Here is a 24,661-nt window from a genome sequence, read left to right on the forward strand (position 1 = left end):
GCCCCCTCACGGGCGCGGAAATGCTCAGGTGCCGCACGGGTATATGCGTCGTCAGCCGTCCGGTGCCGCTAAGTCCCGGTCACGCCTGGTCTCAACGGCCTTGCTGCAAACCCTCTGGCTCTAGCACGCCGTGCTCAGGCGAGCTCCCGCCTCGGTGACGATCTGCTTGAAGACAGTGGCGTAGTCTGGTCTGCCCGTAGTTCGCGCAAGGAACGCGTCAAACCCAGCCTCGTTCGAAATACAGAACAGGATGCGCTCGGGTTGGTTGGCTCTCAGCACTTCCTCGAAGGCATCGAGGTTGCTGTTACCCGCATAACCCCAATCACCAAAGAGCGCTTCCCCCAGATGGCAATAAAAGTCTTCTATTGCTTGCAGCCCTACCACGCTCAGCACCACACGCTCTGTTACCAGTACCTGCCGCCAGTTTCGAGATGCAGCCAACTTCATGCAGGCCTCGATCCACGAGGGCCTGTACAACGGATTCAGCGCACGCCACCCGACGGGAACGCCGCCCAGCCAAGCATCCAGGATAAGAGCAAGCGGCATGCGGGCCCAGCCAACCGAGATGAGCCAATGGTGACGCGTTCCCGCGCGATGCAGCAGTTGCTTGCAATGGATTCCCGCGACGTCCACCTCGATATCACCGATGACTCTGCAGATCGTGTAGACAGCCCCCTCTCTCAACGCCGGGCAGTTTTTCGGCGCCTCCATGCCTTCGATGACAAGGAGCAAGTCTTCGGTCTCGGTGCCTTCTTTTTCGACACACCCGTCGGGCAGCCCCTCGACCGAATCAAAGAATAGGACGATGTCGTCGCCATTCGACTCGCTCCGCAAGCAGTATTTCTTTTCAGGCAGAGGCTTTGAGGGCTTGGGCGCGTTGTCAGTCATTGAGTTCATAGGAGTAGCACGGCTAGGGCTTCGCCTTCGCAGGCACCATCGCCCCCGCGTCATAAGCCTCGCAGTAGACCTCCCAGTCGCTCTCGACCTGCGCGGCGCACCGGTGCGCTGCGTCCAGCAGATCGCGCCGCCACGACTTCGCCGAAGCGCCGAAGTCGACCAGCGCATCTGCAATCGCCGAGCCCTGGCGCCCCGAACTGCGCAGGTGCGCCCAGGCCATCATCTGCCCCATCTCCCCGATCACGCCGCCGACTTGGTCGAGCCCGGTGTGGCGCACGTCGAGGGTCACCCGGTCTTCGCTGGGCTGCAGGTCGCGCAGCACGTAGGAAGACTTGCCGTCGACGATCGGGTGCAGGAAGGCCATCGACACGGCCTGCATGCGGCGCTGCAGTCCCACGACGCGGTGCGCATTCGACGGCCACACGGGCTGCTTGATCTTCTTCAGGTGCGGCACGAGCGACGACACGGGCGCCTGCTTCAGGTCGAGCAGGTAGTTGCCGTCGGGCGATCCCTTGCCTTTGACGAGGACAACATAGCGCTCCACGCCCAGGCTGCCGGTGCCGGCGATACGCCGCGCCACGTCGAGCACCTTGAAGAAGTCGGGGTTGCCCTGCGTCGCCGCGAATGCGCCGATCAGATTTTCCGCCCGTTCGCGCCCGACCTTGTCGACTGGCAACGCATGCTCTCCGTCGCGCAGGATGCTTCGGCGACCGTCCTCCCGTTTGGTGCGCTTGTTCAGAAACTCAGGCCGGGTCCGGACCTTGAGCTTCGCGAGCAACTCGTGGATCAGGCCACTGGCTGTGTCGCGCTCCACCCAGCGGGCCTTGCCGAGCGCCAATGCGCCGGCATAGCCTTCAAGAAACACCTTGCACAGCGCATTCGCATCGTCGCGCGAGGCACGCAGGCTGTCGCCGGCCACCAGGATGCTCGTGAGGAATCGCACCAGCTCCCACGTTACCGGCGCGAGTGCCGCTTCGTCGAAGTCGTTGAGATCGAAGTACGCGAGCCGGTTGTCGCCCTTGTAGCTGCCGAAGTTCTCCAGATGGGCATCGCCGCAAAGCCAGGCCACTGGCGCCTTGCTGGCAAACAGCGCATCGGCCGGCAGGCGGTCGTAGAACAGGTGGCAGGTGCCGCGCAGGAAGACGAACGGACTGGAGCGCAGCTTCTCGTACTTCATCGCCAGGCGCTCGGGGTCGCGGCCGGCGTTGAAGTTGCGGATGGTTTTGACGACATTCGCCATGGCGTTGCTTCTCCCGGTTGGTGAGCGGCAGATTCTCGTTCAACGCGCGCGGCGCGGTGTCGTATCGTTGCGGGTGCATCGACTCCTGGCTCCTTTGCCCGACATGCCTTCCGCAACGCCTTCCGACAGCGCCACGCGCTCCCCCACCGTCCCCATGGGCAGCGTGGCCGTCGCCGATCTGCCACGCAGCGCAAGCTCTCCGTTCTTCGAGCGCCTGCGCGCCGCCGCCGCGCAGGTCAACCTGCGTGCGCCCGACCCACGGCAGGCGGCACGCTGGCACTCGCACACCATTGGCGGTGTCCGGCGGCGCCTTGCGCAGCCTCTGACCTTTACGCCGTACGCAGCCGTTCAGCCCTGCTCGGCGCGCTGCGGCTTCTGCTCGGAAAATCTTCGCAAGACCGATGGCGGTGTGCCGGCCTCTCGGCTGCGGCCTAACGGCACGTACTTCGATGGCCTTGCCCGTGCGCTGCGGGCCTTGCGCGGCGTGCCGCTCTCGTGGTCGCTCTCGGGCCTGGAGACCAGCGACGACGCCGGCTGGATGCTGCAGCTGCTCGACACGCTGGCCGCCAGTGAAGCAAGCGACGGCCCGCTCGTCGAAGACCGCGTGCTGTACACCAACGGCGCCGGCTTTGCCAAGGCGGGCGGTGCCACCCTGACGCGTGCGCTGCAGGACTTCGGATTGAGCTGGCTAGAACTGTCCCGCCATCACCATGAAGGTGCAACCAACCAGGCCATCATGCGTTTCAGGCCCGGGCTGGAAATCAGCGATCTGGCGGTGTTCGAACGCACCGCGCGGCAACTGGCAGATGCGATGCCGTTACGCCTGGTGTGCATTCTTCAGCGCAGCGGCGTCGCACGGCCGCAGGACGTCTCGGCCTACCTCTCGTGGGCGCAGCAGCACTGCGGCGCCGGCACCGTCGTCTTCCGGGAGTTCTCCCGGCTCGACGGCAGCTACCGGGACAACGCCACGGCGCGCTATCTGCACGCCCAACGGGTGCCTATGGACGCACTGCTGACGGCCTGCCTCGACGACGCCGCCGTCTCGCGCGGATGGACGGTCGAGAGCCTGACCGAGGGCTACTACTTCTGGAACCTGCGCCTGCGCACCGCGAATGGCCTGTCCGTGATCTTCGAGAGTTCCGACTACGGCGCCATGCACGCGCGCCACGCGACCGAAGACATCTACAAGCTGGTCTACTTTCCCGATGGACGGCTGTGCGCCGGCTGGGAGCCCGGGCGCGACGTGCTGCTCGACACGCGTTCAGTGCAGGTGCATGCCGATGCCTAGTCATAGCTGGCTGATGCTCGACCACGAGTCGCCGCTCCACCGCCTGCCCGACGACCTTCGTGCGCGTGACCCGCTGGGCGCACGCGACTGCGGGTGGGTCGAGCAGATGACGCCGTTCGTGCGCCAGTTCTCGCAGCGCGGCGACACGGTCTTCGACCCCTTCGCGGGCTTTGGCACGACCTTGCTTGCGGCGCGCCTGGAAGACCGGCTGGCGGCCGGCTGCGAAGTCGATGCGGACCGCATCCAGCTCATAGGCGAACGGCTGGCGCGCCACGGCATCGGCAGCAACGACGTCACCCTGCTGCACGGCTCATGCGATGCGCTCGAGACCGACGCGCTGCAGCCCTTCGAGCTTTGCCTTACCAACGTGCCCTACTTCGGATGCCAGTGGCCGGGCGCCCCTGCGGCTTCGCAGCTCTACGACAGCCACAGCTATGCGCAGCACCTGGAGGGCCTGCGCAACGTGTTTCACACCGTTCGCACGCGCTTGCGCGAAGGCGGCCATTGCATTGCGATGGTGCAGAACATTCGCCTCGGCGACCGCGTTCTACCCTTGGCTTTCGATCTCGCACGCATCCTCGGTGCGCTCTTCACCATGGAGGAAGAGCGCGTGCTGATATATCCGCATGAGGAGAAAGCGAGCGCCGACAGCGAAGCTTTCGCAGCGCGCACGGATCGCCGCCACGAATACGCGCTGGTGTTTCGCAAGCAGCGCGCGCACATCGACCTGCAGGGCACGGCGCAGCTGCTCGATGCCCTGCGCGCACAGGGCCATGTCTTCACCCTGATCGGCAGCTTCGCGCGATGGCTGCGCGACCCACAAGGCACACCGCCGGCCGATGCCGACATTCGCGTCGACCCCGATCCGCAGCGCCTGGATGCGCTGTTGCATGAACTGCGCAACCAGGGCTTCGCGCTGACAAGCTGGGACGAACCCGTCGCCCTTCCCCTGCATTTCGAGAGCTACCGCGGGCGCTATTACTTCCGCGCGGAAAGAATCGACAGCGACGGCGCCATGGTGAGGCTGGACATCAGCTACGAAGGGTAAGAGCAGGCCGGCAAGCTCAGAGCAGCCCGCTCATCTTCGCCGCCGCCACCTTCAGCGCATCGATGCGCTTCACTGCATCGTCCATCGACATGCGCGCCGTCGGCGCATGCACCGCCAGCGCGGCGCGCACCGCGCCCGCCGCATCGCGCACCGGCACGGCCACGGCCACCAGCCCGGCGATGAACTCTTCGCGGTCGCACGAGTAGCCGCCCTTGGCAATCGCCTCGCACTCGGTGCGCAGCGCAGCAGCCTTGGTGATGGTGTTGGCCGTCATGCGCTCCAGCGGCAGCTTGTCGATGAGCGCGTCGCGTTCCTTCTTCGGCATCTGCGCGAGAAACAGCTTGCCGCTGGCCGTGCAGTGCAGCGGCACGTGCGAGCCGACGTCGAGCGTCAGCCGCAGCGGCCATTGCGCTTCGACGCGGTCGAGGTAGAGCACCTGCGCGCCGTCGAGCGTGGTGAGGTTGCAGGTTTCGCCCACCTGGCGCACCAGTTCCGACAGCACCTCGTGCCGCAGCCCGCGCACCACGCCGTGGTTCAGCGTGTCGAAGGCGAGCTTGCGTAGCGCGGGGCCGACGCTGAAGGAGCGCTCATCCACGTCGCGCGCCAGGAAGCCGGTGGCCAGCAGCTGGGTGCAGATGCGGTGCGCCGTGCCCTTGGGCAGGCCGAGCTGTGCGGCCAGCTCGGCGAGCGTGAGCGCGCGGCCTTCGTTGGCCAGCAGCGCCAGCAAGCGAAGGCTGCGCTCGGCCGACGAGCCGGAGGCGGAGGCGGACTCCGCCTCCTCTGGAGAAATCACTGCTGAGATCACTGCGGCAGGCGTGCGCGCGGGACGAGGCATGCGGGTAAACCTTAAAAATGGAACATTGCGTTCCGAAAATCAATAGCCTAGGATGCGGCCGAGCGAAGCGATTGTTCCACTCCCGGACCCCACAGGCCCCTACAGGACCCCTTCATGCCTGAAGAAGAGTTCGACTACATCGTCGTCGGCGCCGGCTCGGCCGGCTGCGTGCTGGCTGGCCGGCTGAGCGAAGACCCGGCCACGCGCGTGCTGCTGCTCGAAGCAGGGCCCGCCGACCGCTCGCTGTGGATCCACCTGCCCATCGGCTACGGCAAGACGATGTGGAGCCCCACCTACAACTGGCGCTTCGAGACCGACCCCGACCCGAACATGAACGGCCGGCGCATCTACTGGCCGCGCGGCAAGACGCTGGGCGGATCGAGCGCAATCAACGGCCTGATCTACATCCGCGGCCAGCGCGAGGACTACGACCACTGGGCCGCGCTGGGCAACGCCGGCTGGGGCTACGACGACGTGCTGCCCTACTTCATCAAATCAGAGGGCAACCAGCGCGGCGGCGATGCCTTCCACGGCGGCAACGGCCCGCTGAGGGTTTCGGACATCGCCGCGAAGCACGAGCTGATCGAGGCCTTCATCGACGGCGCCGGGCAGACAGGCGTGCCGCGCACCGACGACTTCAACGGCGCCGCGCAGGAAGGCGCGGGCTACTACCAGCTGACCACGCACAGGGGCTGGCGCTGCAGCACGGCCAAGGCCTACCTGACGCCGGCCGTGAAGCGCCGGCCCAACCTGCGCATCGAGACCGAAGCGATGGTGCAGAAACTGGTGTTCGAAGGCCGGCGTGCCGTCGGCGTCACGTACCGGCAAGGCGGCGAGTTGAAGACCGCACGCTGCCGCGCCGAAGTGCTGCTGTCGGCTGGCTCGATCCAGTCGCCGCAACTGCTGCAGCTCTCGGGCATCGGGCCGCGTGCGCTGCTCGACCGCTTCGGCATTCCGGTGGTGCACGAACTTGCCGGCGTCGGCGAGAACCTGCAAGACCATCTGCAGATCCGCCTGGGCTACGAGTGCACCAAGCCCATCACCACCAACGACCAGCTCAACTCCTGGTTCGGCCAGATGGGCATGGGGCTGGAATGGCTGCTGCACCGCACCGGCCCGCTGGCGGTGGGCATCAACCAGGGCGGCTGCTTCATGCGCGCGCTGAAGGATGCAAACGGCAAGCCGGTGGCGGCCACGCCCGACATCCAGTTCCACGTGGCCACACTCTCGGCCGACATGGCGGGCGGCAAGGTGCATCCGTATTCGGGCTTCACGATGTCGGTGTGCCAGTTGCGGCCCGAGTCGCGCGGCCACGTGCGCATTCGCTCGCTCGACGCGGCCGAGCCGCCGGAGATGCAGCCGAACTACCTCGCCACCGAGCTCGACCGCGCGACCACCGTGGCCGGCGTGAAGGCCGCGCGCGCCATCGCCGATTCACCCGCGATGCGGCCCTACGTGAAGCGCGAAGTGAAGCCCGGCCCCGATGCCGCGAGCGACGCCGACCTGCTGGAGTTCTGCCGCAACAACGGCGCCACCATCTTCCATCCCACCGGCACCTGCCGCATGGGCAGCGATGCGCTCGCGGTGGTCGATGCGCGCCTGCGCGTGCACGGCGTGGCGGGGCTGCGCGTGATCGACTGTTCGGCGATGCCGACGCTGGTGTCGGGCAACACCAACGCACCCGCCGTGATGATGGCCGAGAAGGCCGTCGACCTGATCAGAGAGGACGCGAGAGCGGCGGCAGCCGCGCACTGAGTTTTTGCAAATCACAAGGCCCGCAGAGGCCGCCACGACAACCTCATCGGAGACAACGACATGAGCGCAAGCGACGAGAAAGCGATTCGCAGGGTGGTGGTCTCGGCCCTGGTGGGCGCCACCATCGAGTGGTACGACTTCTTCCTGTACGGCGTGGTGGCCGGCATCGTGTTCAACAAGCTCTACTTTCCGGGCAGCGACCCGGTGGTGTCGACCTTGCTGGCGTACACGACCTTCGCGGTGGGCTTTGTCACGCGGCCGCTGGGCGGCGTGATCTTCGGCCACTTCGGCGACAAGATCGGCCGCAAGAGCATGCTCATCATCACGCTGATGATCATGGGCGTGGCTACCTTCCTCATAGGGCTGGTGCCCACCTATGCGCAGATCGGCATTGCGGCGCCGCTGCTGCTCTTGCTGCTTCGCGTGGCGCAGGGCATCGGTCTGGGCGGCGAATGGGGCGGCGCGGTGCTGATGGCATACGAATACGCGCCGAAGGAAAAGCGCGGCTTCTATGCCTCGCTGCCGCAGATCGGGCTGGCCATCGGCCTGTGCCTGGCTTCGGGCGTGGTGGCGCTGCTGTCGTCGCTGCTCACCGACGAGCAGTTCCTGGCCTGGGGCTGGCGCATCGCCTTCCTCATCTCCGGCGCGATGGTGATGGTGGGCATGTACATCCGCCTGCACGTGAAGGAAACGCCGGAGTTCGCGGCCGTGAAGGCGCGCAACGCCGAGCTGCGCATTCCGTTCATGGACATGATCCGGCGCTACCCCGGCAATGTGCTCAAGGGCATGGGCGCGCGCTACATCGACGGCGTGTTCTTCAACATCTTCGGCGTGTTCTCCATCAACTACCTCACGACCACCATCAAGATCAGCCGCACCGAGGCGCTGCTGGGCGTGATGGCGGCGGCCGTGGTGATGTGCTTTGCCATTCCATTCTTCGGGCGCATGTCCGACCGGCTGGGGCGGCCCCGGGTATACATGTGGGGTTCGCTCATTACTGCGGTGTCGGCGTTCCCGGGCTTCTGGCTCATGACGCACAGCGGCGGCAACGTGATGCTCATCTGGCTGTCGATCATCGTGCCCTTCGGCATCCTGTATGCATCTGTGTACGGGCCGGAGGCGGCGCTGTTCTGCGACCTGTTCGACGCCAAGGTGCGCTACACGGGCATCAGCTTCGTCTACCAGTTCTCGGGCATCTTCGCCTCGGGCATCACGCCGATCATCGCGACCGCGCTGCTGAAGTCGGGCGGCGGCGATCCGTGGCAGATCTGCCTGTATGTGCTGTTCGCGGGCGTGGTGTCGGCGGTGTGCGCGTGGATGATCGGGCGGTCTGCCTCGCCGGCAGATGCGCCGGTGGCGGTGGCCTCGCGCTGACGGCGAGGGCCTTTCTTCTCTATGGGCCCCTGCCCATGGCGAGCGCGCGCATCACGGCTGCCGTGCGCGTCTCGACGCCCAGCTTCACGTACACATGCTCCAGGTGCTTGTGCACGGTGCGCGGACTGATCTCCAGCAAGGCGGCGATCTCCGCATCGGTCTTGCCGCTTGAAAGCCAATGCATGACCTCGCCCTCGCGGGGCGTGAGGCCGGGAGGCGGTGCATCGGGCAACGGCGCCTCGGCGCCGCAGGCCAGCCGGTACAGGAAGGCTACCGCCACCGCGTGCTCCAGCCCTGCGCGCCGGTAGTAGTCGGCCTGCAGCGCTGCGCGGCGGAACTCACGCAGTGCCGGCGCCTTTCTTGTCGCGACGCGGTGGATCGCGCGCAAGCCATTGCCGCCGGCACCGTAATGCCGCACGGGCGAGTGCCCGGACTCCAACTGCTCCAGCAGGCGAAGCGTGTTCGCACGATCGTTGCGCGTCAGATGCGTCATAGCGGCACGCCCCTTTCACGATGCATACGCATTGCTGCGTATGGCGCCCGCTCGCATCGAGACACAGGATGCTCGCTGGCCCCTTGCCGAAATTCAGTATAGGCATGCATGGGCCGTGCAAACCGCTTGCCGGCGAAGGGGATACACATGGCCATCGACGAAACACGGCTTAACGCGTTCATGGGTAACTTCGTCCACGACATCGGTGCCGTGATGCACGCGGCAACCATCGTCGTCGGCGACCAGCTCGGCCTGTACAAGGCGCTGGCCGAAGGCCCCACCACCTCGGAGGCACTGGCCCGCCGCACCGAGACCGACCCGCGCTACCTGCGCGAATGGCTCTCGGCCCAGGCCGCCAGCGGCTACGTGGAGTACGACCCGAAAGGCGAGATGTTCTCGCTGACCGAGGAACAGGCCTTCGCGCTCGCCGAGGAAGGCAGCCCGGCCTTCGTGCCCGGAGCCTTCCAGATCGCCGTGGCGCAGTTCAAGGCCATTCCCAAGATGGTCCAGGCCATGCGCACCGGCCTGGGCATCGGGTGGCACGAGCACGATCCCGCGCTCTTCCACGGCACCGAGCGCTTCTTCCGGCCCGGCTATGCAGCCAACCTGGTGAGCCAGTGGATCCCGGCGCTCGAAGGCGTGTCGGCCCAGCTCGATCGCGGCGCGCGCGTGGCGGACGTGGGCTGCGGGCATGGCGCGTCGACGCTGCTGATGGCACAGGCCTATCCCCAGTCCAGCTTCGTCGGCTTCGACTATCACCTGCCTTCGATCGAGCATGCGCGCGAGACGGCGCGCAAGGCCGGCATCGACGATGAAAAGCGCCTGCGCTTCGAGGTCGCGAGCGCGAAGGACTTTCCGGGCAAGGACTACGACCTCGTTGCGTTCTTCGACTGCCTGCACGACATGGGAGACCCCGTCGGCGCGGCGGCGCACGTGCGCGGCAGCCTGAAGCCGCAGGGCACGTGGATGCTCGTGGAGCCCTTCGCCAACGACCGGCTGCAGGACAACATGAACCCCGTGGGGCGGGTTTTCTATTCGGCGTCGAACTTCATCTGCACGCCGGCCTCGCGCTCCCAGGAAGTGGGCCTGTGCCTGGGTGCGCAGGCCGGCGAGGCGCGCCTTCGCGACGTGGCCGCGCAGGGCGGCTTCTCGCACTTCCGCCGCGCGAGCGAGACCCCGTTCAACCTGATCTTCGAAGCACGTCCGTAAGGACATTCCAGGAGCCACCATGTCACGCCAATACATCGACTGCCGCGAGTATCCGAGCACGACGAACTGCAGCGTCGCGCTATCCGCCGACACCGAGAGCGAACTGCTCGATGCTGCCGTGCAGCACGCCGTGGCTGTCCACGGCCATGCCGACACGCCGGAATTGCGCACGCAGCTGGCAAGCCTGTTCAAGACCGGCACGCCGCCGCTGCAGGCGCCCGCACAGAAGGTGCCGGCCTGACGATCCTGCACGGGGATGAATACCTTCGGGTGCTTTCGATAGGCGCCCGTCGATGAAATCCGGGTAACCCGGTTGAGCGTTGCCCTGTCCGCCAAGCGCGCTTTCCGAAGTCGCGCTATGGTTCGCGCTGCCACCCACGGCGAACCAGAAAAAAGGCGGGGCCCATGATCGATCTCAACATCAACGGCCAGTCCGTTGCCCTCAACGCGCCCGAGGACATGCCCCTGCTCTGGGCATTGCGCGACATCGTCGGACTTACCGGCACCAAGTTCGGTTGCGGCATCGCGCAGTGCGGCGCCTGCACCGTGCACCTCGACGGCCAGCCGGTGCGCTCATGCGTGCTGCCGGTCGGCTCGATAGGCAAGAAAGCCGTCACCACCATCGAAGCCATCTCGCAGACCCCTGCGGGCAAGAGCATCCAGAAAGCCTGGCTCGATGTCGACGTGGTGCAGTGCGGCTACTGCCAGTCGGGCCAGATCATGTCGGCGGCCGCGCTGATACAGCGCACGCCCAACCCGAGCGACGCCGACATCGACCTGGCCATGTCGGGCAACGTCTGTCGATGCTGTACCTACTCGCGGATACGCGCGGCCATCAAGCAGGCCGCCACCGGCAAGGCCGAGGTGCTGCAGTCGGTCGTCGCGATGCCGGCAAGGAGCGCATCGTGAAGGCCGCCGGTATCGGAGGCATCAGCAGGCGCGCCGCCCTGCAGGCCGGCGGCCTTGCGCTGGCCTTCACCTGGGTCGGAGGCAGCAAGGCCTTCGCCGCGATCAACCCCAGGCAGCAACCGGCCGACGCGGCCGCCGCGCTCGCCGACGGCAACCCGGCATTCGCACCGAATGCCTTCATCCGCATCGATGCCGACGGCGGCGTGCGCCTCGTGATGCCGATGGCCGAGATGGGCCAGGCGATCTACACCGGCTCGGCGATGCTGCTGGCCGAAGAACTCGGCGTCGAGCTCGACCAGGTGCGCGTGGAGCATTCACCGCCGAACGAGGCGCTCTACGGCATGCCGCTGCTCGGCGGGCAGATCACCGGCGGCTCGACCAGCACGCGCGGCACCTATGGCGTGCTGCGCGAAGCAGGCGCTGTGGCGCGCACGCTGCTGGTGAGCGCCGCCGCCGCGCAATGGAAGGTCGAACCCGCAAGCTGCACGGTTGCGCGCGGCGTGGTGAGCCATGCGGCATCCAACCGGCAGCTCGGCTTCGGCGCGCTCGCCGGTGCCGCTGCCAAGCTGCCGATGCCGGAAAAGGTGACGCTGAAGGAGCCGAAAGATTTCAAGCTGATCGGCCAGCCGCTGCGGCGCGTCGACTCGGCCGGCAAGGTCAACGGCACGACGCAGTTCGGCATCGACGTGCGCCTGCCGGGCATGAAGGTGGCAACGGTCAAGGCCAGCCCCACGCTCGGCGGCGTGCTGGCCTCTGTGGACGACAAGGCGGCGCGCGCGATTCCCGGCGTGATCGACGTGCTGCGCATCAAGGACGCGGTCGCCGTGGTGGGCGAGCATTTCTGGGCCGCGAAGCGCGGCCTCGATGCATTGAAGATCCAGTGGACGCCGGGGCAGAACGCCGCGCTCACCACGCAGCAGCTGCGCGCGGCGCTGGCCAACGCGCTGGCAAAAGACAAGGCCATCATCGGCAAGGAAGCCGGCAAGCGGCCCGAGGGCACGCTGGTGCAGGCCACCTACGATCTGCCGATGCTGGCCCACGCGACCATGGAGCCGCTCAACACCACGGTGCACGTGCGGCCCGGCGAGTGCGAGATCTGGGTCGGCACGCAGGTGCCCACGCGCTGCGTGAGCGCCGCCGCAAAGATCACCGGCCTGGCCGAAGACAAGGTCGTGGTGCACAACCAGTACCTGGGCGGCGGCTTCGGCCGACGGCTGGAGACCGATTCGGTCGAGCAGGCCGTGGCCTTCGCCAAGCAGGTGCCCTACCCGCTCAAGGTGGTGTGGACGCGCGAGGAAGACATCCGCCACGACATCGTGCGCCCGATGTACCACGACGACATCTCGGCCGTGGTCGACGGCGAGGGCCAGATCCTCTGGTTCGGCGACCGCATCTCGGGCGGCACGGTGCTGGGCCGCTGGGCTCCCGCCTTCATGGGCAAGGATGGCATGGACGGCGATTTGATCGAGTGCGTTGCCGAGCCCTGCTACGACCTGCCGAACCTCAAGGTCGAGTGGGTGCGGCACGACATGCCGGCGGGCCTGAACGTCGGCTGGTGGCGCGGCGTGGGGCCGACGCACAACCTCTTCGTGATGGAGAGCTTCATCGACGAGCTGGCGCACCGCGCGAAGAAAGACCCGGTGGCCTATCGGCGCGCCATGCTGAAGAAGAACCCGCGCACGCTCGCGGTGCTCGACCTTGCAGCCAGCAAGATCGGCTGGGGGCAAGGCACGCTGCCGGCGCGAGTCGGGCGTGGCGTGGCGGTGGGCGATGCCTTCGGCAGCCGCGTGTGCGCCATCGTCGAGGCCGAGGTCACGCCGCAGGGCGAGGTGCGCATGCGTCGCGCGGTGGTCGGGCTCGACTGCGGCATTGCGGTGAACGCGAGCTCCATCGAGGCGCAGATCCAGGGCGGGCTGCTGTTCGGGCTGAGCTCGGCGCTGTTCAGCGAAATCACGCTGCGCGAAGGCGCCATCGAGCAGAGCAACTTCCACGACTACCGGATGCTGCGCATCAACGAGGCACCGCCGATAGAAGTGCACACCGTCAAGAGCGGCGAGGCCCCCGGCGGGCTCGGCGAAGTCGGCACGGCCATTGCCGCACCAGCGCTGGCCAACGCGATCTTCGCGGCCACGGGCGTGCGCCTGCGCGAGCTGCCGGTGAACCGCGCGCTGCTGGCGCAGGACAAGGAAGCGCTGAAGAAAAAGATCGCCAGTGCTGAGTCCAGCGGGCCCACCGGGCTCGGCGAAAGGAGCGCAGCATGAAGCGGCTTCTCAAATTTCTGGTGGCGGTGTTCGTCGTTGGGGCGGCGCTGTATTTCTTTTTGAACCGCACCGACAAGTCTGAGGGCGAGGCGCCGGTGCTGGCCGGCGCGCCCAGCGACGCGGCGCTGCTCGTGCGCGGCGAATACCTCACCAAGGCTGCCGACTGCATCGCTTGCCACACGGTGCCCGGCGGCAAGGGGCAGCCCTTTGCAGGCGGCCTGCCCTTCGTGCTGCCCTTCGGCACGATCTACTCGTCGAACATCACGGCCGACCCGGAAACGGGCATCGGCAAATGGAGCGACGACGACTTCGTGCGCGCGCTGCACGACGGTGTGCGCGCCGACGGCAAACGCCTGTACCCGGCGTTCCCGTACACCTCGTACACCACGCTGAGCCGCAACGACGTGCTCGCGATCAAGGCCTATATCTTCAGCCTGCCCAAGGTGAACCAGCCGAACAAGGAGGCTGACCTGGGCTTCCCGTTCAACCAGCGCTGGGCCATGGGCTTCTGGAACGCGGCCTTCTTCAAGAGCAGCCGGTTCGAGGCCGACGCGTCGAAGCCGCTTGCGTGGAACCAGGGCAAGTACCTCGCCACGGCGCTGGGCCACTGCGCGGAATGCCATACGCCGCGCAACTTCGCATTCGCGATGGATGCGGGCAACAACCTCGCGGGCGAATCGATCCAGGGCTGGCGCGCCTACAACATCACCTCCGACGCGAAGAACGGCATCGGCGCATGGAGCGACGCCGAGATCGCCTCTTACCTCACGACCGGCCATGCCGACGGCCGCGGCTCGGCCTCTGGCCCCATGGGCGAGGCTGTGGAGCACAGCCTGCAGTACCTGAAGCCGGAGGACGCCTCGGCGCTGGTGAGCTATCTGCGCACGGTGCCCGCCAAGGCCGGCAAAGACCCGATCGAGGTCGATGCGAAGGCGCCATGGGCCGTGGCCGCGAGCGCGGCGGCGCCCGCGGCCAACACGGCCGAGGGCCACGAGCAGGGGCTCAGGCTCTTCGCCGCGGCATGCGCGAGTTGCCACCAGTGGAACGGACAAGGCCAGCAGACCGCCAACGCATCGCTGCTTGGAACGCGCGGCGTGAACGACCCCGACGGCTCCAACGTCACGCAGATGATCCTGCAGGGCGTGCGGATGCACGTGCACGACAGGGAGGTCTACATGCCGGCGTTCGGCAAGGCCTACACCGACACCGAAGTCGCGGCGCTGGCCAACTACGTCATCGCGCAGTTCGGCAACAAGCAAGGCACGGTGACGCCGGAATTCGTTGCAAAGCAGCGCACGCGCTAGCTGGATGGGGCGCAGCGCCGCATCTAAACTGAGGCCATGGATAGAACCAGGGAAGTTCAACGCTGCCTGCAGCCTGTGGTGGAGCTTCGGAAGGAAGCCGCGTCGTACGCGTATTCCGTTCGCGCGCCGCGCTCCAAGGGCGTGATACCGCCCAGCTCGTACCGCGACGGCGGCTTCGCCACGCTTGCCGACTGCCTGAGCGACGTGGCGCGGGCGCTTGGCGGCGACTTCTCACGCATCTACGTGCGGCTCGACGGCTTCTGCGTCGGGGAGCGCGACATCGCGGAACTGCGCCTGGAGCCGGAGAAGGTCGCGGCCGCGTTGCAGGCGGCCTGCGAACTCAACGTAGAGCCGTTGTCTGCGCTCGGCGAAGGCTGATCGCAATCACAAGACCCGCCGCCGCAGCACCTGCGCCGATGAGAAAAACGCCGCTGTAACCCGCCCGGTCGGCCAGAAGCCCGGCCACGGGACCCGTCAGGCCGTAGGCGATGTCCTGGAATGCCGAGAACCCGCCCAGCGCCGAGCCTCGCAGATGCGGCTCCACAAGGCGCACGACCTCGCGCCCCATGGCCGGAAAGATCATCGAGCAGCCGAGCCCAGTGAGAAACGCGCCGACAAGGGCAAGCACCGGATCGGCCGCGCTCCAGATCAGGACCTGGCCGAGCGTCTCGACGGCGAGCGATCCGATCGCCACGGGCAGGCCGCCCACGCGATCCGGCAGGTGGCCGAAGAGCACGCGGACCAGAACGAATCCGCTGCCGAAGGCCGTCAGTCCCAGCCCGGCATAGCGCCAGTGCTGGTCCAGAAAATGGAGCGTGAAGAACGCCCCGATGGCGGCGAAGCCGATGCCCTGGAGGCAGACGATGGAGCCGTGCGGCCAGATCCTTCCGATCACGCGCCAGAACGGCGGGCGCTCGGCGCCGGAGTGCGGGGCAACGCCAGCGATGCGCCAGATCGTCAGCAACCCGAGGCAGGGCAGGACAGCGCTGACGCCCATCGCGCCGGCAAATCCGAACCGGTCGAGCAATGCCAAGCCGATGGGCCCGCCGACTGCCAGAGCGCCGTAGATGGCTGCGCCGACCAGGGCCAGCACGTGGCCCGAACGGGCGGGACCGACGAGACCGATCCCCCAGCCGATCACGCCGACCGCGACAAGGCTCTCGCCAAGCCCGATGAGCAGTCGGCCTGCGATGAGGACCAGGAAGGTCATCCATGGCGCCTGAGGCAACAGCCCCGCAACCAGCGAGACCACCGCCCCGCCCACATAGAAAGCCAGCCCGCGCGCCACCGCGACCTTGGCCCCGCGACGGTCGGAAAGGCTACCGGCATGCGCCCGGCTGACGACGGTGGAGAGAAAGGCAATGCCGACACCGAGCCCGGCCCACACGTTGCCAAGCCCCAGTTGCCCGGTCACGAAGATCGGCACGATGGGCAGGGACATGCCGACGCAAAGATAGGAGATGAAAAGGATGGCCGTCAGCAGCAGAAGGCGGCCCTGCGCCGGGTGGCGCGTCGATGTTGTTGTCGACTGTGTCGATTGGAAAGTCATGGTGTTGTCCAGGCTTTTCCTCCATCGACCGGAGCGCGCGAGCGAACGTACTCCGACCGACGAGGATCGTTGAGTGCGTTGCTTGACGTCAGACGCTTACGGCCAGTGCGACTGGCACGGCGGACGCTGTGTCCGCGCTGGTGTTGTTGTCAGCCGAGCCGCATCGACAGCTCGACATCTCCGCCGAACGGCGTGGACATGTAGCCCGCCCCAGGCGAGCGCACGAGCGCCAGGTACTCGGGGCTGTAGTCGGCGTTGTCGGCGACGATGAAAGCGCCCGGCCTGAGGCGGCTCTCGACCAAGGCCAGGATCTCGGGATAGAGCGCCTTGGCGCCATCGAGCAGCAGCAGGTCGATCGATTCAGGGAGGTCGGCGGCAAGCGTCTGCAGCGCGTCTCCCTCGCGGATTTCGACCAGGTCGTCGAGGCCGCCAGCCACCAGGTTGCGGCGAGCCCGCGCCACCTTCGACGGCTCGAACTCGGTGGTGATGAGGCGCCCGCCGCCGTTGTCCCGAAGAGCCGCGGCGAGATGCAGCGTGGAGATGCCGAACGAGGTTCCGAACTCGACGATGGTTCGCGCGCCGCTGTTGCGCGCCAGCATGTAGAGCAGCGCGCCGGTCTCGCGCGAAACGGGGAGCGGAACGTCCTTCAGCTTTGCGTAGAAGTCGAGGTAGTCGGTCTTGCTGAGCATCAGGCGCGTGCGCTCTTCGCTGGAGAGATCAGCGACTGCGGAGCTCATCGCAGGCGACGCGGCGGCGGCCTCTTCGAACAGGCGCTCCAGCAGGGGCGCGAGCGGTGTTGTGGTCAGGGTTGTCACAGGGGTCTTCGTGTTGGAGTGAACGAGCGCTCATAATATGAAGGAACATTCACATTTCCTATTCGCGTTGCGAGCCCCACCGATGACCGAACGCAGAAGCGCACCAATCTCCTCTAGAAGACAGCCCAAGCAGGCCCGCTCGACCGGGCTCGTCGCCACGATCCTCGAAGCCGCCCTTCAGGTTTTGGCGAAGGAAGGCGCAAGCCGCTTCACCACCACGCGAGTGGCCGAGAGGGCCGGCGTCAGTGTCGGCTCGGTGTATCAGTATTTTCCGAACAAGGCGTCGATCCTTTTTCGCCTCCAGAGCGACGAATGGCGGCAGACGACGGAGATGCTGTGCAGCATCCTCGAAGACGCACAAAGGCCGCCGCTGGAGCGGCTGCGCATGCTGGTGCACGCCTTCATCCGCTCTGAGTGCGAAGAAGCCGGAATGCGCGTGGCGCTGAGCGACGCCGCCCCGCTCTACCGGGACGCACCCGAGGCGCATGAGGCCAGGGCCGCCGGAGACCGCACCGTGCAGGCCTTCATGCAAGAGGCCCTGCCCGACGCCTCCGAAGCCACGCGCGCGTTGGCCGGCGACCTGATCACGACGACGTTCAGCGCGGTGGGAAAGCAGTTCTCGGAGAGCCCGCGAACAGACGCAGAGATCGAAGCCTATGCCGATGCCATGGCCGACATGTTCTGTGCATACCTCCAAAACCTCGGATACAGGCATGGAGATGGGCAAGAGAAGCGCCCGCGCCGCTCAACGCGTCGTTGAATCCCCCGGCCGCACCATCGTCGCGGCCAATGCGCCCACGCGCCGCAGCGCATGGCGATGCGCGTCGTCCCAGAGGCCGGCGAGCGCCAGCCGGATGCAATTGCGGAAGTGATTCGTGGCACTGAACATCGTGCCCGGAGATATGACGATGCCCTCGGCGAGGCAGGCCTGGAACAGCGCGAGCGAATCGACGCCTTGCGGCAGCTCGACCCACAGGATGAACCCGCCCGGCGGATCGGTGACGCGCGTGCCCTTCGGAAAGTGCTGCGCGATCAGCCCCCGCACCTCGTCGACGCGTGCCGCGATGGTCGCGCGCATCTGCCGGTAGTTGGCCTCGATGCCCGGCTGCGTCATCAGGTCGGCCATCGCGCGCTCGAGCATCGCCGACTGGCTGCCGCTGGTCACTTGCTTCATGCGCGACACCTTCGTGCCCCAGCGCCCCGCATCGACCCAGCCCAGCCGCAACCCGGGCGCAATGGTCTTGGAGAAGGAGCCGCACAGCATCACGTGCCCCGTCGTGTCGAACGAGCGCACGGCGCGGCGCTGCTCGTCCTGCTCGGCGAGGTCGTTGTAGATCACGTCCTCGATCAGCGGGATGCCCCGCTCGGCAACCATCTGCGCGAGGCGCCGACGCTCGGCAGTGGGCATGCTCGCGCCCATCGGGTTCGAAAGCGTGGGCACGGCGAGCACGGCCTTCACCGGCTGGGTGTCGAAAGCCAGCCGCAGCGCGTTCAGCGAGAGCCCGGTGCGCGGATGCGTCGGTATCTCGAGCGCGCGCAGGTGCAGGTCTTCGAGGATCTCCAGAAAGCTGAAGAGCGTCGGCGATTCGAGCGCGACCACGTCGCCCGGCGTCGTCACGGCCCGCAGGCACAGCGCAATCGATTCGAGGCAGCTGTTCGTCACGATGACGTCGCGCGCGTCGAGCTGGCAGCCCATGCGCAGCGCGTGGCGCGCGACCGCGCGGCGCAGGCTCTCGTCGCCGGAGCCGATGGTGTACTGGGTGAGCGTTGCGCGGTGGCGCTGCACGGCGCGGCTGACGGCGCGGCGCACGCGCTCCTCGGCGAACAGGTCCGGGCTCGGGCATACAGCGCCGAAAGAGACGTAACCCGGATCGTGCGCCAGCTGCATCACGCGCGCCGCGAGCGAGCTGACGTCCACCGCCATGGAGTCCGGGGGCGGGTTGGAGGCTTCGGGCTCGGGCGGCCTCGGCGGGCGCGCCGCGACGAAGTAGCCCGAGCGCGGCCGGGCCACGATCAGGCGCGAGTCCTCCAGCATGCGATAGGCCTGCACCACAGTGCCCAGCGAGACGCTGTGATGGCGCGCCAGCTCGCGCACCGACGGAATGCGCTCGCCCCGCGCGAGCGTGCCGGCACGGATCGGCATGGCGATCGATTCGGCGATCTGCAGGTACAGCATCTCGGCGTGGTCGTGCTCGGGCATGACCGCATTCTGTACCGCACCAACGCGGCCCGACAGGTACAGATGACGGCCGCCGCGACTGGCACAGATGCGGCTGCGCCCGGTCTGTACCACTCCAGATGGCGAATGCCTGTGGCTGTGCGACTCGACACCCGATCCGTACTGTCGAGTCCATGAACACACTCACTCACACCCCATCGTCCGGAACACGCCACAACGCTTCCGCCCCGTCCCTCATGACGCTACCCATCGGCGAGGCGCGCACGCTGCGCCACCGCGCCGGCGCACGCCTCGAAGTGACGAGCGGCCGCGTGTGGCTCACCGAACCCGACGACCTCGACGACTACTTCGTCGCCAGTGGCGAATCGCTGCTGCTGCATCACAACGGACCCGTCGTGGTCCAGAGCGATGGCGCAAGTGCTGCGGTGCTGCGCATCGTCACCACATCTTCCGCACGGAGGCTGCCATGGTCCCCCTGACCGATCTGGCGATCTTTGCCGGTGCGGTGGTTCTGCTGGCCATCACGCCCGGGCCCAACATGGTGTATCTGATCTCGCGGTCGATCTGCCAGGGACGACAGGCCGGTTTTGTTTCGCTGCTCGGCGTGCTCGCCGGATTCATCGCGCACATGATGGCGGCCGCACTGGGCCTCTCGGCACTGTTCGTGACCGTGCCGCTGGCGTACGAGCTGCTGAAGTGGGCGGGCGCGGTGTACCTGGCGTACCTGGCCTGGCAAGCCGTGCGGCCAGGAGCGCGCTCGCCGTTTCAGGGGCGGCAGCTGCCGCATGACTCGCCCCGGAAACTCTTCGTCATGGGACTCTTGACGAACCTGCTGAATCCGAAGGTCGCGTTCTTCTATCTCTCGCTGTTCCCGCAGTTCATTTCGCCGGAGCACGGCTCCTTGTTCGCGCAGAGCCTGATCCTCGGCGCCACGCAGCTCGCGATCAGCTTTGTCGTGCTGCTGACCATGGCTATGTCTGCCTCCCGCATTGCCGGATGGTTCAAGCACAACCCGCATTGGCTGGCCGTGCAGCGCTATGCGATGGGCTCGGTGCTGGCCGGCCTGGCCGCGCGCCTGGCGATCTCCCAAAGGCCGGGCGCTTAGCTCACCTTGCGGCCGGATCTTTGTATCCGCCGCGAATCATTGGTTACTTTCAGACGCAGTTCAGGGTAGAGCTGCGTCAGGCGGCGCTGCGCCTGTAGTGCCGTAGGCCTCAGTACGCAGCCTCGGGACGGGCCTGGTGCTCCCGTTCCTCGCCAATCACTCCCTCAGGGGGTACCCGCTTTCAGGCATATCGCCAGCGTGTACGCGTACTTACATTTTTGACTTGTAAATGGAAAACGACGGAACGCGCAGGTGCAAGAGAGAGCGCACCTGTGCACGGGAGCCTGCCTGTCAGGTAACAACAAACGAACAAATTGAAGTCATGAACAAGATTTTTCGCACCCTCTGGAATCCAACGCTCGGCACTTGGGTAGCCGCTCCTGAAACATCTCGCGGCCACGCACGGTCAGCCAGACTGGGCGAACTGGGGGCCGTCGCCGTAGCGGTGCTGCTCCTGGGCGCCGGGCCTGCGATGGCTGCCGGCGGCGCTGGCGGCCAGCCCGTCGGCGACCCTTCGCTGCACGCCGGCGCGGGCGGCAGCAACGGCAGCGGTGGCAGCGGCGGGCTCAACGACACCACGGTGGGTGCGAACGGCGGAGCCGGCGGATCGTCGACCGATGCCGGCGTTACGGCAGGCTCCACAGCCAACATCGGCTCCTTCGCCGGCGCCACCGCGGGCACGGGCGGCGCGGCGGGCACGACCAGCAACGTCGTCAGCCCTGGCGTGCTGCAGGGCGACAACGGCGGCGCGGGCCAATCGCAGACCGGCGACGCTGCCAACGGCAACGGATATGGCGGTGGTGGCGGCGGCGGCTTCCAGGGCTCCACGATCGGCAGCGCAGTTACCTCCTCTTCCAACAGCTACACCGGCGGCACCGGCGGCCTGGGCGGCAACGGCTATTGGGCTGCTGGCGGCGGCGGCGCGGGCGGCTTCGGCTCCATCCTCATCGGGCCCACCGGCAACTACACGGCCTCCGGCAGTTCCACGGGCGGCGTGGGCGGCAACGGCGGCAATGCCTTCTCGCAGGGTGGCGGCGGCGGCAGTGGCGGCGGCGGGTTCTTCCTGAACGCCACGACATCGGGGCTCACGTTCACCAACAGCGGCACCATTGCGGGTGGTGCAGGCGGCACTGGTGGATCGGAACTGCTGCCGGCGCGCAGCAATGCATCGGGCGGCGGCGGCGGGGCCGGCGGCAACGGCATAACGCTGGCCGGCAGCGCGGTGTCGGTGACAAACACGGGCACGGTCACTGGTGGCGCAGGGGGTGCAGGCGGAGCCGGTGGCGGCGGCGCGGGCGGCACCGGTGCACCGGGGGCCGGCGGCGACGGTGGCATCGGCCTGTGGGCCACAGGCGCCAGCGCAACGATCACCAACAGCGGCACTATCGCGGGCGGGGCCGGCAGCACCGGTGGAGCCAACAGCAACGGAGGCGCGAGCGGTGCCAACGGCGTGGGCGGCGTCGGCGTGATGGGTGCCAACCTCACCATCGCCAACAGTGGCGCCATCTCGGGCGGACTGGCCGGCGACGGCCTCACCCGTGCGTCGGCAGTGGAATTTACCGGGGGCAGCAACAGCCTGACGCTGAACGCCGGCGCGGCACTCACGGGCGCCGTTGCCATCGACAGCGGCGCCACCGCCAGCGTGATTGCCGGCGCCGACGGCCTGAGCCTGAGCAATGCCCTTCTGCTGGGCGGCACAGGCACCATCAACACCAACGGCCACGACATGGGCTGGTCGGGCCCGATCTCGGGTGCCGGCGATCTGGTGAAGAGCGGCGCGGGCACCCTGACCCTGGCTGGCGCCAACATCTACACCGGCGCCACCAACGTTACCGCCGGCACCTTGCGCGCCGGTGCGGCCAACACCCTGAGCAGCGCCAGCGCCTTCACGGTCGCATCGGGCGCCACGCTCGACCTGGCCGGCCGGAGCCAGACCATCGCGTCGATGACCAACGGCGGCACCGTCTCGCTGGTGGGCACCGCACCCGGCACCACCCTCACTGTCACCGGCCCATGGGTGGGCAGCGGCGGCACGCTGCGCCTTGGCACCGCGCTGGGCGACAGCAGCAGCGCGAGCGACCGGCTGATCCTCAGCGGCAGCACCGCCATTGCGAGCGGCACGACCAACGTGCAGATCACCAACTTGGGAGGCCTGGGCGCGCTGACCAGCGGCAGCGGCATCGAAGTCGTCAGCGCGCTGAACGGGGCCACGACCACCGCCCAGACCACGAAGAGCGCCTTCGCCCTGGCAGGAGGCCACGTCGATGCCGGCGCCTACGAGTACCGGCTGTACGCCGCCGACGCAAGTGGCGCGGGCGAGAACTGGTACTTGCGCTCCACTGCCACCGTCGTTCCACCAGCCAGCGGTGGCGGAAGCGGCGGTGGTGGCGGCGTGACCGTGCCCACCTACCGCACCGAAGTGCCGCTCTACGCCGCGCTGCCCGAGCAGTTCCGCCAGTCCAACCTGGCGATGCTGGGCAACATGCACCAGCGCGTGGGCGACGACGGCACGGCCGGAGCCAACACCGCCAGCCCCGACCAAGGCTACCGCCAGGCCTGGGCCCGCATCATCAGCACCGACCGCACCATCAGCCAGAGCGGCACCGTCAGCCCCACAAGCAAGGGGCGCCTTACGGGCTTTCAGGCCGGCACCGACCTGTGGGCCGATGCCAACTGGCGCGCTGGCGTCTACGTCGGGCAGCTCGACGGCGACATGAGCGTGACCGGCTTCGCACGCGGCATCGTGAACTACGCAGCCGGCTCCAACGACCTGCGCAGCCAGTACCTGGGCGCCTACGCCACCTGGAAAAACGACAGCGGCCTGTATGTCGACGGCGTGCTGCAGGCCGGGCGCCACCGCTACACCGTGTCGCCCACGCTGGGCTTCGGCAGTTCCGGCAAGGGCAGCAGCCTGCTGGCCTCCATCGAGGTCGGCCAGGCCTTCAGCATTGCCCCGGGCTGGACCATCGAGCCCCAGTTGCAGCTGGTGCACCAGCGCGTGAACCTCGACGACGGCAGCATCACGGGCGCACTGGTGCAACAAGACAGCCACAACGGCTGGCTGGCGCGCGCGGGCGTGCGGGTCAAGGGCGAGATCGCCACTTCCGCCGGCCTGCTGCAGCCCTATGTGCGGGCCAATGTCTACCGCAGCAGCAGCGGCACCGACGTCAGCCGCTTCATCGGCCCGGCCGCGTACACCGACATCGCCACCCGCACGGGCGGCACGAGCACCGAGCTCGCGGTGGGCGCCACGCTGCAGCTGACGCCAAGCACCAGCGTGTATGCGGAACTGGGCAAGCTGTGGGACTCGGGCGGCGCGACGCGCACGAAGAGCGGAGTCAACGGCAGCGTGGGCGTGAAGATCCGCTGGTGAGGCGCGGCGTCAGTGCGACCCGTTGTCGCGGTCCGCACGGACCGTTTCGACGACTGAGAGCACTGCGTCGATCACCGCAGCCGGGTCGTCGAACTGGATGTCGTGCCCTGCGTTCGGCAACAGCCGGTGCGTGCTTCGCGAGGACCATGTCGCCATGTCCTCGTGCAGCTTCTCCCAGATGGCCTGCACCTGTTTGCCCTGCTCGGGCGTGATCCTCATTCCCCGCAGTTCCGCCTCGGTGTAAGGCGCCATCGCGGTGAGCACCACCAGCGGCCGGTTGCCCAGACTCCGGAAGACACCGGCTTCTGCGAGCGACGCATCGGTCGCATCGCTCTCCGCCAGTTGCGTGACCATCGACTTCGGCGCAAAGGAACGAACCGCCTGTGCATCGCGCGCCGTCTGGTTCGGCGCCTGCGGCAGCAACGAAGGGGCCGCCGCGCGCAGCAGGCCAGACCACGCAAGCCACACTGCGATGCGGGAGCGCAGCGACCGCGTTTCCGTCATGAAGGCCGCGACACGCGCGACCTGGTCCGGATGCGAGGGATCGACAAGAACCAGCCCCGCCACCTCCGCGCCGAAGTACTTCGTGAAGCTCGTCGCATAAAGGCCGCCCAGCGACTGGCCGACCAGCACGAAGGGGCCGTGCTCGCCCGCACGGGTCAAGGCCTCGTGAAGGTCTTGCGCCACTTGCCTGGCGCTATAGGGCGCATCCGAAGCGTCGCTCCACATCAAGCCTGCGCGGCTGTACGAGCATGCACGCGTGTGCGCCGCGATCTTCGACTGCACAGCCGACCAGCTCAACGAACCGTCAACGCTCAGCCCTGCCTCGAACACGACGGTGGGTGAGCCGGAGCCCCGGCAGTCCAGCTGGATTTTTCGCCCGCCGATGTCGACCATCTTCCCCGGCGCGGGAAAGTCGCGCGCCGCGCGGTAGCGGCCGACCTGCTCATACACCACGCCCACGAGAACGACCAGCACGACGATTGCCGTGCTCCAGAGGACGATGCGCATCACGAGGCTTTTGAAC

22 protein-coding genes are annotated in these 24,661 nt (G+C 67.5%); 14 read left to right on the forward strand and 8 right to left on the reverse strand.

From position 1 onward, the window contains the following. Positions 1–120 precede the first annotated feature (120 nt). Positions 121–888, reverse strand: coding sequence for a barstar family protein (locus ACSFCA_RS15520; protein WP_435460083.1), 768 nt, complete (start codon positions 886–888; stop codon positions 121–123). A 22-nt stretch (positions 889–910) separates the two neighbouring features. Further along, entirely contained in the window at positions 911–2,137 is a 1,227-nt protein-coding gene (locus ACSFCA_RS15525; RefSeq protein WP_435460084.1) for a DUF2252 domain-containing protein, read from the reverse strand. A 103-nt stretch (positions 2,138–2,240) separates the two neighbouring features. On the opposite strand from ACSFCA_RS15525, the gene ACSFCA_RS15530 reads away from it, so the two are divergent. Next, the gene (locus ACSFCA_RS15530) at positions 2,241–3,425 is read left to right on the forward strand and encodes a hypothetical protein (protein ID WP_435460085.1); all 1,185 of its coding nucleotides are present in this window, start codon (positions 2,241–2,243) and stop codon (positions 3,423–3,425) included. Beyond that, a complete protein-coding gene (locus ACSFCA_RS15535) occupies positions 3,418–4,473 on the forward strand; it encodes a DNA methyltransferase (RefSeq protein WP_435460086.1) in 1,056 nt (351 codons plus the stop codon). Before ACSFCA_RS15530 ends, ACSFCA_RS15535 begins: the two co-directional genes overlap by 8 nt. Before the next feature lie 16 nt (positions 4,474–4,489). Here the strand turns inward: ACSFCA_RS15535 and ACSFCA_RS15540 are convergent, their stop codons facing one another. Further along, positions 4,490–5,308 carry an IclR family transcriptional regulator gene (locus tag ACSFCA_RS15540; protein WP_435460087.1) on the reverse strand — a complete coding sequence of 273 codons (819 nt, stop codon included), beginning with the start codon at positions 5,306–5,308 and terminating at the stop codon, positions 4,490–4,492. Between the two features lie 114 nt (positions 5,309–5,422). Here ACSFCA_RS15540 and ACSFCA_RS15545 point away from each other — a divergent pair, with 114 nt between their 5' ends. Further along, positions 5,423–7,063: a GMC family oxidoreductase gene (locus tag ACSFCA_RS15545; protein ID WP_435460088.1), complete on the forward strand. Its 1,641-nt coding sequence runs from the start codon at positions 5,423–5,425 to the stop codon at positions 7,061–7,063. A 60-nt stretch (positions 7,064–7,123) separates the two neighbouring features. Continuing rightward, positions 7,124–8,437, forward strand: a complete 1,314-nt coding sequence (locus ACSFCA_RS15550; RefSeq protein ID WP_435460089.1) for an MFS transporter — start codon at positions 7,124–7,126, stop codon at positions 8,435–8,437. A gap of 19 nt (positions 8,438–8,456) precedes the next feature. Here the strand turns inward: ACSFCA_RS15550 and ACSFCA_RS15555 are convergent, their stop codons facing one another. Continuing rightward, entirely contained in the window at positions 8,457–8,930 is a 474-nt protein-coding gene (locus ACSFCA_RS15555; RefSeq protein WP_435460090.1) for a helix-turn-helix transcriptional regulator, read from the reverse strand. Positions 8,931–9,077: 147 nt separating this feature from the next. On the opposite strand from ACSFCA_RS15555, the gene ACSFCA_RS15560 reads away from it, so the two are divergent. The 6 genes from ACSFCA_RS15560 to ACSFCA_RS15585 all read left to right on the forward strand — a co-directional run bounded on the left by ACSFCA_RS15560 (position 9,078) and on the right by ACSFCA_RS15585 (position 14,991). After that, positions 9,078–10,139 carry a class I SAM-dependent methyltransferase gene (locus tag ACSFCA_RS15560; RefSeq protein ID WP_435460091.1) on the forward strand — a complete coding sequence of 354 codons (1,062 nt, stop codon included), beginning with the start codon at positions 9,078–9,080 and terminating at the stop codon, positions 10,137–10,139. A gap of 19 nt (positions 10,140–10,158) precedes the next feature. Then, a complete protein-coding gene (locus ACSFCA_RS15565) occupies positions 10,159–10,380 on the forward strand; it encodes a DUF1059 domain-containing protein (RefSeq protein WP_093179937.1) in 222 nt (73 codons plus the stop codon). 164 nt (positions 10,381–10,544) lie between these two features. Next, positions 10,545–11,048: a (2Fe-2S)-binding protein gene (locus ACSFCA_RS15570; RefSeq protein WP_258353721.1), complete on the forward strand. Its 504-nt coding sequence runs from the start codon at positions 10,545–10,547 to the stop codon at positions 11,046–11,048. Continuing rightward, positions 10,943–13,309, forward strand: a complete 2,367-nt coding sequence (locus ACSFCA_RS15575) for a xanthine dehydrogenase family protein molybdopterin-binding subunit (RefSeq protein WP_435460092.1) — start codon at positions 10,943–10,945, stop codon at positions 13,307–13,309. Before ACSFCA_RS15570 ends, ACSFCA_RS15575 begins: the two co-directional genes overlap by 106 nt. After that, complete coding sequence (locus ACSFCA_RS15580) at positions 13,306–14,613, forward strand: c-type cytochrome (protein ID WP_097198582.1); 1,308 nt, start codon at positions 13,306–13,308, stop codon at positions 14,611–14,613. Before ACSFCA_RS15575 ends, ACSFCA_RS15580 begins: the two co-directional genes overlap by 4 nt. A gap of 36 nt (positions 14,614–14,649) precedes the next feature. After that, positions 14,650–14,991, forward strand: a complete 342-nt coding sequence (locus tag ACSFCA_RS15585; protein ID WP_435460093.1) for a hypothetical protein — start codon at positions 14,650–14,652, stop codon at positions 14,989–14,991. On the opposite strand, the gene ACSFCA_RS15590 is transcribed toward ACSFCA_RS15585, so the two are convergent. Together ACSFCA_RS15590 and ACSFCA_RS15595 are read right to left on the reverse strand one after the other, a co-directional pair. Further along, a complete protein-coding gene (locus ACSFCA_RS15590) occupies positions 14,954–16,162 on the reverse strand; it encodes an MFS transporter (RefSeq protein WP_435460094.1) in 1,209 nt (402 codons plus the stop codon). The genes ACSFCA_RS15585 and ACSFCA_RS15590 overlap by 38 nt on opposite strands. 149 nt (positions 16,163–16,311) lie before the next feature. Beyond that, on the reverse strand, positions 16,312–16,977 hold the full coding sequence (locus tag ACSFCA_RS15595) for an O-methyltransferase (protein ID WP_435460095.1): 666 nt from the start codon (positions 16,975–16,977) through the stop codon (positions 16,312–16,314). An 82-nt stretch (positions 16,978–17,059) separates the two neighbouring features. Here ACSFCA_RS15595 and ACSFCA_RS15600 point away from each other — a divergent pair, with 82 nt between their 5' ends. Further along, a complete protein-coding gene (locus ACSFCA_RS15600) occupies positions 17,060–17,737 on the forward strand; it encodes a TetR/AcrR family transcriptional regulator (RefSeq protein ID WP_435460096.1) in 678 nt (225 codons plus the stop codon). Here the strand turns inward: ACSFCA_RS15600 and ACSFCA_RS15605 are convergent. Further along, entirely contained in the window at positions 17,723–19,177 is a 1,455-nt protein-coding gene (locus tag ACSFCA_RS15605; protein WP_435460097.1) for an aminotransferase-like domain-containing protein, read from the reverse strand. The two genes, ACSFCA_RS15600 and ACSFCA_RS15605, sit on opposite strands and share 15 nt — an antisense overlap. Positions 19,178–19,329: 152 nt before the next feature. Here ACSFCA_RS15605 and ACSFCA_RS15610 point away from each other — a divergent pair, with 152 nt between their 5' ends. From ACSFCA_RS15610 to ACSFCA_RS15620, 3 genes are all read left to right on the forward strand, one after another. Next, positions 19,330–19,635, forward strand: coding sequence for a DUF2917 domain-containing protein (locus ACSFCA_RS15610; RefSeq protein WP_435476979.1), 306 nt, complete (start codon positions 19,330–19,332; stop codon positions 19,633–19,635). Next, positions 19,623–20,261, forward strand: a complete 639-nt coding sequence (locus ACSFCA_RS15615; protein WP_435460099.1) for a LysE family translocator — start codon at positions 19,623–19,625, stop codon at positions 20,259–20,261. The genes ACSFCA_RS15610 and ACSFCA_RS15615 overlap by 13 nt, the downstream gene beginning before the upstream one ends. Positions 20,262–20,583: 322 nt before the next feature. Continuing rightward, the gene (locus ACSFCA_RS15620; protein WP_435460100.1) at positions 20,584–23,634 is read left to right on the forward strand and encodes an autotransporter outer membrane beta-barrel domain-containing protein; all 3,051 of its coding nucleotides are present in this window, start codon (positions 20,584–20,586) and stop codon (positions 23,632–23,634) included. 9 nt (positions 23,635–23,643) lie between these two features. Here the strand turns inward: ACSFCA_RS15620 and ACSFCA_RS15625 are convergent, their stop codons facing one another. Further along, a complete protein-coding gene (locus tag ACSFCA_RS15625) occupies positions 23,644–24,645 on the reverse strand; it encodes an alpha/beta fold hydrolase (protein WP_435460101.1) in 1,002 nt (333 codons plus the stop codon). Between the last annotated feature and the right edge of the window lie 16 nt (positions 24,646–24,661).

Source organism: Variovorax multivorans (assembly GCF_051216835.1).
Taxonomy (GTDB): domain Bacteria; phylum Pseudomonadota; class Gammaproteobacteria; order Burkholderiales; family Burkholderiaceae_C; genus Variovorax.

Bases quoted from the DNA above. Each gene is read 5' to 3' on its own strand.
- ACSFCA_RS15585 (WP_435460093.1), top strand. From the start codon at position 14,650: ATGGATAGAACCAGGGAAGTTCAACGCTGCCTGCAGCCTGTGGTGGAG.
- ACSFCA_RS15555 (WP_435460090.1), bottom strand. From the start codon at position 8,930: ATGACGCATCTGACGCGCAACGATCGTGCGAACACGCTTCGCCTGCTG.
- ACSFCA_RS15540 (WP_435460087.1), bottom strand. From the start codon at position 5,308: ATGCCTCGTCCCGCGCGCACGCCTGCCGCAGTGATCTCAGCAGTGATT.
- ACSFCA_RS15520 (WP_435460083.1), bottom strand. From the start codon at position 888: ATGACTGACAACGCGCCCAAGCCCTCAAAGCCTCTGCCTGAAAAGAAA.
- ACSFCA_RS15535 (WP_435460086.1), top strand. From the start codon at position 3,418: ATGCCTAGTCATAGCTGGCTGATGCTCGACCACGAGTCGCCGCTCCAC.
- ACSFCA_RS15610 (WP_435476979.1), top strand. From the start codon at position 19,330: ATGAACACACTCACTCACACCCCATCGTCCGGAACACGCCACAACGCT.
- ACSFCA_RS15590 (WP_435460094.1), bottom strand. From the start codon at position 16,162: ATGACTTTCCAATCGACACAGTCGACAACAACATCGACGCGCCACCCG.
- ACSFCA_RS15615 (WP_435460099.1), top strand. From the start codon at position 19,623: ATGGTCCCCCTGACCGATCTGGCGATCTTTGCCGGTGCGGTGGTTCTG.
- ACSFCA_RS15580 (WP_097198582.1), top strand. From the start codon at position 13,306: ATGAAGCGGCTTCTCAAATTTCTGGTGGCGGTGTTCGTCGTTGGGGCG.
- ACSFCA_RS15575 (WP_435460092.1), top strand. From the start codon at position 10,943: ATGCTGTACCTACTCGCGGATACGCGCGGCCATCAAGCAGGCCGCCAC.
- ACSFCA_RS15620 (WP_435460100.1), top strand. From the start codon at position 20,584: ATGAACAAGATTTTTCGCACCCTCTGGAATCCAACGCTCGGCACTTGG.
- ACSFCA_RS15550 (WP_435460089.1), top strand. From the start codon at position 7,124: ATGAGCGCAAGCGACGAGAAAGCGATTCGCAGGGTGGTGGTCTCGGCC.
- ACSFCA_RS15545 (WP_435460088.1), top strand. From the start codon at position 5,423: ATGCCTGAAGAAGAGTTCGACTACATCGTCGTCGGCGCCGGCTCGGCC.
- ACSFCA_RS15525 (WP_435460084.1), bottom strand. From the start codon at position 2,137: ATGGCGAATGTCGTCAAAACCATCCGCAACTTCAACGCCGGCCGCGAC.
- ACSFCA_RS15570 (WP_258353721.1), top strand. From the start codon at position 10,545: ATGATCGATCTCAACATCAACGGCCAGTCCGTTGCCCTCAACGCGCCC.
- ACSFCA_RS15625 (WP_435460101.1), bottom strand. From the start codon at position 24,645: ATGCGCATCGTCCTCTGGAGCACGGCAATCGTCGTGCTGGTCGTTCTC.
- ACSFCA_RS15605 (WP_435460097.1), bottom strand. From the start codon at position 19,177: ATGCCCGAGCACGACCACGCCGAGATGCTGTACCTGCAGATCGCCGAA.
- ACSFCA_RS15565 (WP_093179937.1), top strand. From the start codon at position 10,159: ATGTCACGCCAATACATCGACTGCCGCGAGTATCCGAGCACGACGAAC.
- ACSFCA_RS15560 (WP_435460091.1), top strand. From the start codon at position 9,078: ATGGCCATCGACGAAACACGGCTTAACGCGTTCATGGGTAACTTCGTC.
- ACSFCA_RS15530 (WP_435460085.1), top strand. From the start codon at position 2,241: ATGCCTTCCGCAACGCCTTCCGACAGCGCCACGCGCTCCCCCACCGTC.
- ACSFCA_RS15600 (WP_435460096.1), top strand. From the start codon at position 17,060: ATGACCGAACGCAGAAGCGCACCAATCTCCTCTAGAAGACAGCCCAAG.